Raw genomic sequence first — 12,797 nt, forward strand, 5'->3', positions numbered from 1 at the left:
GACGACGTGGTTTGCCTTGTTATCGCCGGTAGCTGTCTCACGAGTCACTTGCGTACCTACAATGCGCCGCGGTGCCGCTCCGCCGGGTGTGCTGATGTCCCAGGTGGCGCAGGGGGCGGCGCGGGGACGGCGATGCGAAGGAGTGGGCGGGGTTGTACGACGCGCACGGTGGAGGCGGCGAGCCGCGGGTTCGCCCGAACGTGTACCACCCGCAGCAGGCCCCGGCCCCGTCGTACGACGAGTACGCCGATCCCGCCGCCGCCCACGGCTGGCAGAACGCCTACGACGAGACCCGCGAGCTGCCCGCGCTCGGTGCACCGTACGAGCCCGCCGGGGCGGTCGGCGGGGGAGGGCCGGACCGGGGCCGCAGGCAGCGGCGCGAGGAGCGCAGGCGCGGTGCGCGCCGCCGGACGGCGGTCGTCGCCGGAGGGCTCGGCGCGGCCGGAGCGGTCGCGGTGATCGCGGCCCTGGCCTGGCCGGACGCCTCGCCGTCCGGCCCCGCCACCGACGGGCCCGCCCGCGCCCCCGGCGCCGCGAGCGCCTCCGCCGGCTCCCAGGCCCCCACGACGGCCGCCCCCACCACCGCGACCGGCGTCCCCGGATCGTCGTCCGTCGTGCCCGCCCCCGCCACCAGCCGCCCGGGGGCCGCCGGGAGCGGCGGTCCGGGGGCCGCCACCGCCGCGTCCGCCTCCCCGACGTCCGCGGTGTCCGCCACCTCCGCCCCCGCGCCCACGTCCGCCACGCCGACGGCCACCGGCGCAGGCACCCCGGTCGGCCGGGGCCACGGGCACGGGGCGACGAAGCGGCCCCGGTAGCTCAAGCGGCCGGTTTCCGGGGCGTGTTGGTGTGCGCCGCCCGGCAAAGGGCACGTATGCCCCTGCGCGCCCCGCCCGTTGCAGACAACTCCTTGCCCCAGCACGCCCCTCTCATGACAATGCTCATGACAAAGACGCGCGGCGGCCGGAAGATCTCCGGTCGCCCAAGTCGTAAGAGGGGACCCCCACATGAACAAGCCTCTCCTGGCCGCTCTCTCCTCCCTGGCCATCGCCGGGGTGGGTGCGGCCCCCGCGGTCGCCGCGCCGCACACCGCCCCGGCGGCCAAGGCGGTGACCGTGAACTTCGCCGGGACCGTCTCGCTCAGCAACTGCTCCGGCTCCGTCATCCGCTTCCCCAGCTCCGCGGACACCGACCCGGCGCTCGTGATGACCAACGGCCACTGCCTGGAGACCGGCTTCCCGGAGCCCGGCGAGGTCATCACCGGCCAGTCCTCCAGCCGCAGCTTCGGCCTGCTCAATTCCTCCGGCTCGCGGGTGGGCACGCTCCGCGCCAACCAGGTCGTCTACTCGACCATGACGGACACGGACGTCACGATCTACCGCACCACCACGACGTACGCGGCCATCAAGAGCACCTACGGCATCAGCCCGCTCACCGTGCAGGACACCCACCCGGTCGCCGGCACCGCCATCAAGGTCGTCTCCGGGTACTGGAAGCGGATCTACAGCTGCAACATCGACGGCTTCGTGTACCGCCTGAAGGAGGGCGACTGGACCTGGAAGGACTCGGTCCGTTACACCTCCTCCTGCAACACCATCGGGGGCACCTCGGGCTCGCCCGTGATCGACACCGCCACCGGCAAGGTCGTCGCCGTCAACAACACGGGCAACGAGGACGGCGAGCGCTGCACCGAGAACAACCCCTGCGAGGTCGACCAGAACGGCAACGTGACCGTCCGTCAGGGCATCAACTACGCCGAGGAGACCTACACCATCCCGGCCTGCTTCACCACCGGCAACAAGCTGAACCTCAGCGCGGCGGGCTGCACCCTGCCCAAGCCGTAGCCGTGGCCGTGGCTGCCCGGCCCCGGGCGGTCACAGCGGTGTGCGGCGCACCGCCCGGCCCGCCAGGACGTCCGTGCGGCGGCCGTCCTCGACGGCGAAGCGGCCGTCGACCAGCACGTACGGGATCCCGGTCGGCAGCGTTCGGGGCTCGGCGAAGGTGGCGCCGGGCGCGATGGTGGCCGGGTCGAAGAGCACCAGATCGGCCCGGTGTCCCTCGCGCACCAGCCCGCGGTCCGGCAACCTCAGCCGGGCCGCGGGCCGCCCGGTGAGATGGGCGACGCACTCCTCCAGCGACAGCACGCCCAACTCCCGGACGTACGTGCCCAGATAGCGGGGGAACGTGCCGTACGCGCGCGGGTGCGGCTTCGCGCCCCGCAGGATGCCGTCGGAGCCGCCGGTGTGGGCGCGGTGCCGCATGATCGCGCGAACACCGTCCTCGTGGCCGACGTGCTGCAGGACCGTCGTACCGAGGCGGTCCTGCAGCAGCAGCCGCCGGGCGGTCGCCCAGGGCGTCTCCCCGCGCAGATCCGCCAGCTCCCGCACACTGTGGCCCACATGGTCGGCCAGCGCCGGATCGCTCACTCCCGACACCTCGACCGTCTCCCACTCCACCGGTACGCCATGGCAGCCGTCCGAGCCCGTCACCTCCAGTGCGTGCCGGATCCGCTCGGCGGCCGCCGGGTCGGCGAGCCGGGCCAGGACCGCCTCCGGGCCGCCCTCGCTCGCCCAGCTCGGCAGCAGCGCCGCCAAAGTGGTGCACCCCGGGGTGTAGGGGTAGGTGTCCAGCGTGATGTCCGCGCCGGAGTCGAGCGCCTTGTCCAGGAGGGCCAGCAGCTCCGGTGCGCGACCCTCGTTCACGCCGAAGTTCATCGTCGCGTGGGCCAGGTGCAGCGGGCAGTCCGCCTCCCGGGCCAGGGCCACCATCTCGGCGTAGGCCTCCAGGGCGCCGGCGCCGTAGGAGCGGTGGTGCGGGCAGTAGTAGCCGCCGTACCGGGCCACCACCCGGCACAGCTCGGTCAGTTCGGCGTCGTCGGCGTACATGCCCGGCGTGTAGGTGAGACCGGACGACAGGCCGACCGCGCCCTGCTCCAGGCCCTGCGCGACCAGGTGCCGCATCCGGTCCAGCTCCGCGGGCGTGGCCGGGCGGTCCTCCCAGCCCACGGCGAGCGCGCGGACGGTGCCCTGCGGGACGAGATAGGCGGCGTTCACGGCGATCCCGCGGTCGAGCCGGTCCAGGTACTCGCCGACCGTCCGCCAGTCCATGTCGACGTCCTCGCCGTATCCGTTCCACCCGGTGATCGCCCGGCGCACCTCCTCCAGCGTGCGGTCGTCCACGGGCGCGTACGACAACCCGTCCTGGCCGATCACCTCCAGCGTGACCCCCTGCGCCAGCTTCGCGCTGTGGTCCGGGTCGCGCAGCAGGGCGAGGTCGGAGTGGGCGTGCATGTCGATGAAGCCGGGGGACAGGACCAGCCCCTCCGCGTCCAGTTCCCGCACGGCGCGCGGCCGCTGGCAGCCGGCCGCGGCGGCCTCCTTGACGATGGAGACGATCCGCCCGCGGTCGACCACGACATCGGCGCGGTAGGAGTCCGCGCCGCTGCCGTCGACGACGTCGGCGTCCCGGATGACCAGCTCCTCCATGGCGCCCCCTAGAAGAACGTACGGATGTAGTCGACGACCGTGCCGTCCGCCTCGGCGACCGGGATCAGCTGCCACTTGTCGAAGGACGTGCACGGATGGGACAGGCCGAAGCCGATCCAGTCGCCGACCTCGACATCCGCGTCCGATCCGGTGCGCAGCCACAGGTGCTGGTCCGACAGGGCGCTCACCTCGATGCCGGCCGCCGGGTGCTCGGTGCCGTTCCGGCGTACCACGTGGGCCACCGGAACGTCGAGGTCGTAAGCGGCGTCGCGCTTGCCGGCGTTCACGAACGCCTCCGCCCGGGTGGGCCGGGAGAGCACCTGTGCCCACAGCCGGAACGCGGGCTCCAGCGCGCCCTCCTCGGGCACCCGGTTGAACGGTGTCAGCCTGCTGTAGTGCACGTCGTCGTGCGAGACGTACGCCCCGGAGCGCAGCAGCGGCAGAACCGGGCGGGAGAACTGCGGGAGAGCGGCGAAGACGGCGGCGACCGCGTCGAACCACTCGCTGCCGCCGGCGCTCACCACGATCTCCTCGGCGTCCGCGAACCGCCCCGCCTCGTCGAACTCCACGGCGAGCGCCACCAGCCGCTCCAGCCACGCCCGCACCCGCTCCGGTGAGGCGCCGGGCACCTGGGCCTCGTAGCCCGCCACGCCGACGAGCCGCAGCGTCGCCGCAGCCGCCACCGCGTCGGCGACGGCCAGGGCCTCCGCCTCCGTCCGCACACCGGTGCGCGCCCCCTCGCCCGCGGCCAGCTCCACGACCACGTCCACCGGGCGGGAGGCGCCGCGCAGGGCCGCGTCCATCAGCTCGACGCCGCGCACGGAGTCGACGTAGGCGGTGAAGCGGAAGTCGGGGTCGGCCGCCAGGTCGGCGGCGACGCGGCGCAGGGCGGCCGGGTCCACCAGCTCGTTGGCCAGGAAGATCCGCGGGATCCCGAACGCCCGGGCCACCCACACCTGGTGCGGCACGGCGAGCGTGATGCCCCAGGCGCCGTGTGCGAGCTGGCGGTGGAAGAGCTGGGGTGCCATGGAGGTCTTCCCGTGCGGCGCGAACGCGAGGCCGTGGCGGGTGGTGTACGACTCCATCAGCGCGAGGTTGTGCTCCAGCCGCTCGGCGGAGAGGGCGAGGACGGGGGTGGTGAAACCACCGTCGAAGAGGTTGCGCCGCTGCCCGGCCAGCTCGGCGACGGTCAGGCCCAGGGCGTCCGGCGGCAGCCCCTTGAAGCGGTGGTCGACCCGCTCCTCGGCGAGACGGGCGAGCGCTTCGACACCGCTGTCCTGGACCATGGCCACCCTCCGTGATGCCCCGGCGTTGCATTCTCTGCAACGCTCATTGCGAGCACTGCCACCGCTGTCTAACATCTCGCCGACACCGGGTCAATGAAGCAGCCGGCCGCGAGACGGACGAGGAGCCACCACCATCATCGATGTCGTCGCGCTCGGCGAGTCCATGGTCACCTTCCTGCCCACCCGGCCCGGCCGCCTCGCCGACGTCCCCTCCTTCGAACGGGCCATCGGCGGGGCCGAGTCCAACGTGGCCTGCGTGCTGGCGTCCTCCGGCCACTCCGCACGGTGGGTGAGCCGGGTGGGGGCGGACGCGTTCGGGGAGCATCTCCTCGAGGCGGTCGGGGCGTACGGCGTCGACGTCGCCCACGTCCGGCGGGACCCGGTGCGGCCGACGGGCGTGTACTTCCGCACGGCGGGGGAGCGGGGGACGGACGCCCACGAGGTGGCGTACTACCGGGCGGGGTCGGCGGCCTCCGCGATGTCCCCGGACACCGTCGACCTCGACGCGGTGCGCGCGGCCCGCATCCTGCACCTCACCGGCATCACCGCCGCGCTCTCCCCGGAGTGCCTGCGCCTGGTCCGCCACCTCATGGCCCCGGGCCCCGACCGTCCCCTCGTCTCCTTCGACGTGAACCACCGCCCGGAACTGTGGCCCACCCCCGCCGACGCGCACCTCCTCCTCACCCTGGCCCGCACCGCCGACATCGTCTTCGTGGGCGAGGACGAGGCGGCCCACGCCTGGGGCACCGCCCCCGACCCGCCGGCCATCCGCCGCCTCCTGCCGGAGCCGTGCCTCCTGGTGGTGAAGCAGGGCGCCCGGGGCGCAACGGCTTTCGGCCCCGGCGAGACGACCGCGCGACGCTCGGCCGGGGGGAGCGCCCCCGCCGGGGGACGGGCGGCGACGACGCCCGGACAGGAGCGGCCCGCCCACCCGACCGGACACACCGGGGCCGCCGGGGTGCCGACCCCTCCCGGGGACGAGTCCCACTGCGCGCACGACGGTCCTCGGCCCCGGCCGGGCGACGGCGCGGGCAGTCGTGTCTCCCGCGATGCCCCGACCGCCTCGGCCGAGCCCCACGCGCCGCTCGCCGCCGACGGCAACCCGTCGGCGCCACCATGCGTCACCGGCCCTCCGGCCGCCGGGGCGCAGGGAACCTTCGTCGCCGCCCCGAGCGTCGACGTCGTGGCGAGTGTCGGCGCGGGGGACGCCTTTGCCGCCGGGTTTCTCTCCGGGACCCTTCGTGGCCTCCCCCTCCGTGACCGCCTGCGGCACGGCCACCTCATGGCGGCAGCCGCCCTCACCGCTCCCGGCGACCTCGGCACCCCGCCCCGCCGCGGCCACGCCGACCGGCTGGCCGCCCTGGACGACGCGGCATGGGGGACACTTCGACTCGGCCCCGGCTGGACCCGGGCCGGGCAGCACCCCGAGGAGGCGGACACCCCATGAGCCAGACCGTCGACCGCGCCCTGAGCATCCTGCCCCTGCTCGCCGAGGGCCCCGCCGACCTCGGCCAGGTCGCCGACCGCCTCGGCGTGCACAAGTCCACGGCCCTGCGCCTCCTGCGCACCCTGCACGAACACGGCCTGGTGTACCGCCAGTCCGACCACCGCTACCGCCTCGGCGCCCGCCTCTTCGCCCTCGCCCAGGAGGCGATGGAGAACCTCGACGTCCGCGAGATCGCCCACCCCCACCTCGTCCGCCTCAACGAGGCCTGCGGCCACACCGTCCACCTCGCCGTCCACGAGGACGACGAGGTGCTCTACATCGACAAGGTCGACAGCCGCTACCCCGTCCGCATGTACTCCCGCATCGGCAGACCCGTCGCCCCCACCGTCGCGGCCGTCGCCAAGCTCCTCCTGGCCGACCTGCCCGAACCCGAGCGCCGCGCCCTCGCCGAGAAGCTGGACTACCCGGCGTACACCTCCCGCTCCACCCCGAACGCCACCGCCTTCCTCGAGGAGCTGGAGCAGGTGCGCGCCCAGGGCTGGGCCACCGACCTCGGCGGCCACGAGGAGTCCATCAACTGCGTCGCCGCCCCCGTACGCGGCGCCGACGGCCGGGTCGTCGCCGCCCTGTCGGTCTCCGCCCCGAACGTCGTCGTCACCGCCGAGGAACTCCTCACCCTCCTCCCGCAGGTCCGCCGCACCGCGGACGCGATCAGTGCCGAATACTCCGGCAGAACCCCGCAAAGGAGCAGCCAGTGACCGACAAGACCGCCCTCACCCCCAGCACCCACACCGCCCCGCCCGCCGCGTTCTCCCACGGCGTCAGGAAGGGCAACATCCTCCAGGTCGCCGGCCAGGTCGGCTTCCTGCCCGCCGAGGAGGGCGAGCCGCGCACCCTCGCCGGACCCACCCTGCGCGAGCAGACCCTGCAGACCCTCGCCAACGTCAAGGCCGTCCTGGACGAGGGCGACGCCACCTGGGACGACGTGATGATGATCCGCGTCTACCTGACCGACGTCGACCACTTCGCCGAGATGAACGAGATCTACAACCAGTACTTCGGCGAGCAGCGACTCACCCAGCCGCCCGCCGCCCGCACCACCGTCTACGTCGGTCTCCCGCCCGGCCACCTCATCGAGATCGACGCACTCGCCGTACTCGGCTGAGCGCCTGACGATCCGTAGGCACTATGGGTACGTGACCTCCTCAGACTCCGCCGCCGACTCCGGCCTCTCCGCGCAGCCCGCCGACCTCCTCGGCGAGCTGACCGCCGAACGGGACGCCGTCCTCGCCGCGTTGGCGCAGCTGTCCGCCGACGACCCGGAGGCCGCCGCACTGTGCGGGTACGCCGGCGAGCTGAGCCACCGGCTGTACCTGCTGCGCGACGACCCCGGCCGGGACGACGAACTCGCCCTCGCCGCCGAGGCGTTCGAGCACGCCTTCCGCACGCCCGGGGACGATCCGCTGTGGGCGTCCTGGCGGATCCGGTTCGGCCATCTGCGGGGCGTCCAGTACGAGATCGGCGGCGACCCGCAAGCGTTGGACCACTCCTGGGAGTTACTGACCGACGGCGAGCGCGGCCTGCCCGGCGACGACCCCGACTTCGCGTGGGAGCGGGCGTTCGGGCGGCACGTCCTCGCCCTGTGCGCCAAGCTGCGCTCCCTGGCCGAACCGGACTCCGCCGAACTGCTCCGGGAGGCCCTGCGCCGGCACGCGGACGCCCTCGAACACGCCGAGCCCGGCAGCGACGAGGAGACCGGTCTGCGGGCCGGGGCGGGCTATCTGCACCTCCAACTCGCCCTGCGGCACAACGACACCGATGCCGCCGAGGAGTCCGCCCGCCACTACCGCGCCCTCCTCGCCACCGCCGCGCCCGCCGACCGCCCGGAGCTGCACTTCACCCTCGGCCTCGCCACCCTCGTGCACGGCCGCGCCCGCGCCGACCGGGAGCGGCTGGAGGCCGCCCGGGACGCCTTCGACACCGCCCTCACCGAGGTCCGCCGCGCGGGCGGCCCCGAACCCGACTGGGCGTTCGAGGCGGAGGCCCACGCCATCTTCGTACGCGCCCTGATCTGGGCCACCTGGCACGACCTCGGCCAGAGCCTCGCCGCCGAGGTCGAGGCGCGCCGCCTGCTGGAGCGGCCCGGCGCCGAGGACCGGCTGGTGCCGCAGTACCTGGACATGTTCGGACGCCTGCTGTACGAGCGGGCCGCCGCCCGCGACGACGCGGCGGGCCGGGACCGGGGCATCGCCCTGCTGCGCCGCGCCCTCGACCAGTGGGACACCGACCGCGACGGCGACGTCACCGCCACCGCGATGTTCCTCGCGATCTTCCAGCAGGCCCGCCACTACGACGACCCCGACCCGGCCCGCGCCCAGGACGTCCTGCGCGCCACCGAGCTGGTCCTCGCCGCCGACCACGACCTCCACGACCTCGCCCAGTCCGCCCGCATGCTCGACGGCTGGGCCCGCTTCACCCTCGCCGACCACGGCGTGCTGCCCGAGACGGACGGCCGCCCCGAAGGGCTCGACACCGAGCAGCTCCGGCAGTCCATGGCGACCCTCCTGGAGGACTTCCACGAGGGCCGCGCCTTCGTCGACTTCGGCGAGGAGGAGTTCCTGCGCGGCATGGGCCGCGACGTGACCGGACAGCGCCGCCGCGTCCAGGGCTTCGAACAGGCCCTCGCCCAGCTCCGCGCCCTCGAACCGGGCAGCCCCGGCCGGGCCGAACTGGCCTCGCTGATGCTGGGCAACCTCATGGTGGTGGACCCGGAGGGCACCTTCGTCACCGCCGCGCACCGCAAGGAACTGATGGAGGCGGTGCTCGAGCGGGCCGAACGGGACCCGGCCTGGCGGGGCAAGGCACACGCCGTCACCGGCATCGCCCGGCTGCACGAGGAGGTGAGCGCCGGCTCCGGCGCCGGACTCGACGAGGTGCTCGCCCACTTCGACCGGGCGGAGGCCGGCGGCGGCCTCGGCACCGAGCAGCACGACTACAGCCTCGCCCTCGCCCGGTTCCTGGCCCAGACCCACCGCGGCCAGACCGGCGGCGCGGGCGACGACATGGACGCCGGCGCCGCGACCTGGCGCCGGTTGCGCTCCGACCCGAAAATGCCCGCGCACCTGCGCCGCATGATGGACCTCCAGCAGGCCGGCTTCGACGCGCACTCCGCCGTCCGGCGCGGCGACCTGGCCGACGCCGACCGGCACATCGCCACGCTCACCGAGGGGCACGCCGCGCTCAGCGACGAGGATCCCTCCCGCATCGAGATCCTGGTCCTGCTGGAGAACGCCCGCGCCGGCCGCGACAACCTCGCCCGCCACCTCGGCGTGCCCTCGCTGCCGCCGCTCGCGGGCCGGCCGAGCGCCGCCGAACTGCGCCGCCAGGCCCGGAGGTTGCCGCGCGACCACCGGGCCTGGGTGCTCGGCGACATGGGCATGACCCGCTTCGTGCGCGCCGTCGAGCAGCAGGACGGGCAGGGCATCGTGGCCGCCATCGGCCTGCTCCGGGAGGCGCACGAGTTGTGCGAGCCGGGCAGCGACGCCCGGCTGCGGTACGCCAACGGCCTGGGCATCGCCCACTGCGCCCTGTCCGAGCTGGAGATCGACCGGGTGCACCGGCGGGAGCGGCTGGCCAAGGGCATCGCCCTGCTGGAGGGCGCCTTCGCGGAGGCAGGCGGCCCCGAGCACCGCCTCTACGCCGACACCGGTCTCGCCCTCGCCCGCGCCCACCGCACCCGGGACGACCTGCACCGCCGGGACCGGGCCACGGCCCGCGCCCTCGGCCTGAAGTCGCTGCGCGGCCACGCGTGGGCCGCCCTGCTGCAGTCCGGCACCGACCACGCCACGGTCGCCGCCGCGCAGGCCACCGGGGCCGCGCTGGAGGTGGCCGGCTGGTGCCTGAAGGACGACCGGCCCGAGGAGGCCCTCCAGGCGCTGGACGCCTGCCGGGGCCTGGTCCTGCACGCCACCCTCACCTCCGCGACCGTCCCCGACCTGCTCACCGCCACCGGGCACACCGGCCTCGCCGCCGAGTGGCGTTCCGCCGGACCGCAGGAACCCACCGACCCCCTCTCCGCCGTCACCACGCCCCTCACCGTGCCCAGCGCCCTGCGCCGCCGCGTCCTGGCCGCCCTCACCGGCCCCCAGGCTCCCCACCAGGCGCGCCTTCTCGACCCTCCCAGCCCCGAGGAGATCGCCACCGCCCTGCGCGCCCTCACCAAGGACGCCCTTGTCTACCTCCTCCCGGCCACCGACGACACTCCCGGCACAGCACTGGTCGTCACCTCCAAGGCCACGGTCCACGCCATCCCCCTGCCCACCCTGACGGAATCAGCGGCCCCCCTGCGCGAGTACGGCCCCGGGGAGGGGCTGTCCCGCGAGACCCCCGCCGCCCACCCCACGCCGGAGCCCCCGGCCGTCGGCCCCCGCGACCTCGGCCCCGTCCCCGGACTGCGGCCCACCGCCCCGCCCTCCCTCCGGGAACAGCTCGACCGGCTGTGCGGCTGGGCCTGGTACGCGGCGATGCGGCCCCTGCTGGAGGCGTTCGAGATGCCGGAGGGGCGATTGCCGAGGCTGGTGCTGGTGCCGATGGGGAAGCTCGGACTGGTGCCCTGGCATGCCGCATGGCAGCCGGGCGGGCCGCGCGGCCGGCAGTACGCGCTGCAGGCCGCCGAGCTCTCCTACGCCGCCTCCGCCCGCCTGCTCTGCCAGGTCGCCGCCCGCCCCTTGGCCGAGCACACCGGAGCCGCCCTGATCGTCGGCAACCCCACCGGCGACCTGCGTCACGCCGGCGAGGAGGCCGACGCAGTCCAGCGCGCCTTCTACCCCGACGCCCGCTACCTCGGCCGCCGCACCACCGGTCCCACCGACGGCCCCGGCACCCCGGCCGAGGTGCTGCGCTGGCTGCGCGAGACGCCGTACGACGGAGCCGTACTGCATCTCGCCTGCCACGCCTCCGTCGCCGAGAACGCCCGCCGCAGCGCCTATCTCGCGCTGCACGACGGGCCGTTGGCGGCCGAGGAGATCACCGGCGCCGGCGGCGACCGGCTCGGCCTGGTGCTGCTCGCCGCCTGCCGCAGCCATGTCTCGGGCCGGGGCCACAACGAGGCCTACAGCCTCGCCACCGCCTTCCTCGCCGCCGGTGCCCGCTCGGTCGTCGGCTCCCTGTGGCCGGTCCCGGACGAGGCCACCTCGGTGCTGATGTTCCTCACCCACCATTTCCTGCGCGCCCACGCCGAACCCCCCGCCCGCGCCCTGCGCCGCGCCCAGCTGTGGATGCTCAACCCCGACCGCGAACTCCCGCCCGGCATGCCGGACTTCCTCGCCGAGCGGGCCCGCCGCATCGACCCGCACGACCTCAGCGCCTGGGCCGGCTTCACCCACCTCGGCCGGTGACCCCCGGCCGAGGAGGCCTACGGCACCAGCGCACGGGGAAGACCTACGGCACCAGCGTCCGCATCGGCACCGTCACCGTCGTCCAGCGGCCCGCCGCCCCCAGGACCGGGCCCAGGATCCGGCGGCCGGTGGCCGCGTGCCACGGGGGGAGCTGGAACGGCCGGGTGTTCAGCTCCCGGTCGGCCACGATCAGCTTCAGCCAGTCCCGCGCCTCGGCCCCCGGCACCGCCGGCCGCGACGCGGGCAGCGACAGCTGCACCGGGTCCCCGTCCAGCGCGTACCCCGTGTGTCCGGGCCCGATGAAGTGCCCCGGGAACAGCCCCGGATGGGCGGCGTAACCGTCGGTCAGGTCCAGCAGGACGCACCACAGGGTGCGGTCGGGGGAGCGGTTGTGCAGCCGGATCGACACCCACGGCGGCCGCCCGTCGGCACCGTACGCGCAGACGATCTCCCCGGACGCGTCCGGCCGCAACGGCTCCCCCGAGCCCCACCGGACGACCTCCACCTCCACCAGCCCCTCCAGCAACGACGGCCGCGGCGTCAAGTCCCGCAACTGGTGCCAGCGGGTCAGATGGCCCAGGCAGTCCGCGACCCGCTCGGCGTCCACCGGCCCGCCCAGCGGCAGCGCCGCCGTGAACTCCGTACCGTCGCGCCGCAGCACCCGCGCCCACCCGCCCCGCACCCGCACCCGGAAGTGCAGCCCCCGCGCCGCCTGAGGCCCGTCCACCAGCAGCACCAGCGGCCCCAGCGCCGCCGCCAGCCACCCCACCTCCTCCGCCGAGCCGTCCACCGCCACGCTGGCCGGCGGCAGCGCGACCGCCGACAGCGCGACCGGATACACCCGCTCCGGCTCCGGCTCCCAGTCCACCGGCGCCACCAGCGTCCGCGCCGCCGACACCTGCAGCGCCCGCACGACACCCCGCCCCGGCCCCTCCTCCAACGCCGCGAACGTGGTGCCCTCGGCCCCCGCGACACCCTCGCTCAGCCCATGGACGCCGCCGCAGTCCACCTCCCAGCCGTCCACGCCGCAGCGCAGCAGATGCGGCTCCGCCGGCGACCGGAGCGGGGGAAGCCCCCCCCCCCCCCCCCCCCCCCCCCCCCCCCCCCCCCCCCAAACCCCCCCCCCCCCCCCCCCCCCCTCCTTTCCCCCCCCCCCCCCCCCCCCCCCCCCCCCCCCCCCCCCCCC

Annotated in this window: 9 protein-coding genes; 6 read left to right on the top strand and 3 right to left on the bottom strand. The window is 75.1% G+C overall.

The annotated features are described in order from the left end of the window. The first annotated feature begins 152 nt into the window (after positions 1-152). Entirely contained in the window at positions 153-815 is a 663-nt protein-coding gene (locus ACZ404_RS22715; protein WP_468442615.1) for a hypothetical protein, read from the top strand. A 189-nt stretch (positions 816-1,004) separates the two neighbouring features. Then, positions 1,005-1,841, top strand: a complete 837-nt coding sequence (locus ACZ404_RS22720; protein WP_468442617.1) for a S1 family peptidase — start codon at positions 1,005-1,007, stop codon at positions 1,839-1,841. Between the two features lie 30 nt (positions 1,842-1,871). Here ACZ404_RS22720 and ACZ404_RS22725 read toward each other — a convergent pair whose 3' ends face one another. Together ACZ404_RS22725 and ACZ404_RS22730 are read right to left on the bottom strand one after the other, a co-directional pair. Beyond that, positions 1,872-3,482 carry an N-acyl-D-amino-acid deacylase family protein gene (locus tag ACZ404_RS22725; protein ID WP_468442619.1) on the bottom strand — a complete coding sequence of 537 codons (1,611 nt, stop codon included), beginning with the start codon at positions 3,480-3,482 and terminating at the stop codon, positions 1,872-1,874. A gap of 8 nt (positions 3,483-3,490) precedes the next feature. Next, positions 3,491-4,768: an alanine racemase gene (locus ACZ404_RS22730; RefSeq protein WP_468442621.1), complete on the bottom strand. Its 1,278-nt coding sequence runs from the start codon at positions 4,766-4,768 to the stop codon at positions 3,491-3,493. Between the two features lie 136 nt (positions 4,769-4,904). Here ACZ404_RS22730 and ACZ404_RS22735 point away from each other — a divergent pair, with 136 nt between their 5' ends. The 4 genes from ACZ404_RS22735 to ACZ404_RS22750 are packed head-to-tail and all read left to right on the top strand — an operon-like array spanning position 4,905 to position 11,611. Then, the gene (locus ACZ404_RS22735; protein WP_468442661.1) at positions 4,905-6,215 is read left to right on the top strand and encodes a sugar kinase; all 1,311 of its coding nucleotides are present in this window, start codon (positions 4,905-4,907) and stop codon (positions 6,213-6,215) included. After that, positions 6,212-6,973: an IclR family transcriptional regulator gene (locus tag ACZ404_RS22740; protein ID WP_468442623.1), complete on the top strand. Its 762-nt coding sequence runs from the start codon at positions 6,212-6,214 to the stop codon at positions 6,971-6,973. The genes ACZ404_RS22735 and ACZ404_RS22740 overlap by 4 nt, the downstream gene beginning before the upstream one ends. Further along, on the top strand, positions 6,970-7,380 hold the full coding sequence (locus tag ACZ404_RS22745) for a RidA family protein (RefSeq protein ID WP_468442625.1): 411 nt from the start codon (positions 6,970-6,972) through the stop codon (positions 7,378-7,380). The genes ACZ404_RS22740 and ACZ404_RS22745 overlap by 4 nt, the downstream gene beginning before the upstream one ends. 31 nt (positions 7,381-7,411) lie before the next feature. After that, positions 7,412-11,611 carry a CHAT domain-containing protein gene (locus ACZ404_RS22750; protein ID WP_468442627.1) on the top strand — a complete coding sequence of 1,400 codons (4,200 nt, stop codon included), beginning with the start codon at positions 7,412-7,414 and terminating at the stop codon, positions 11,609-11,611. A gap of 43 nt (positions 11,612-11,654) precedes the next feature. Here ACZ404_RS22750 and ACZ404_RS22755 read toward each other — a convergent pair whose 3' ends face one another. After that, positions 11,655-12,635, bottom strand: a complete 981-nt coding sequence (locus ACZ404_RS22755; protein ID WP_468442629.1) for a hypothetical protein — start codon at positions 12,633-12,635, stop codon at positions 11,655-11,657. Positions 12,636-12,797 lie beyond the last annotated feature (162 nt).

The organism is Streptomyces sp. NPDC030798 (assembly GCF_055572275.1).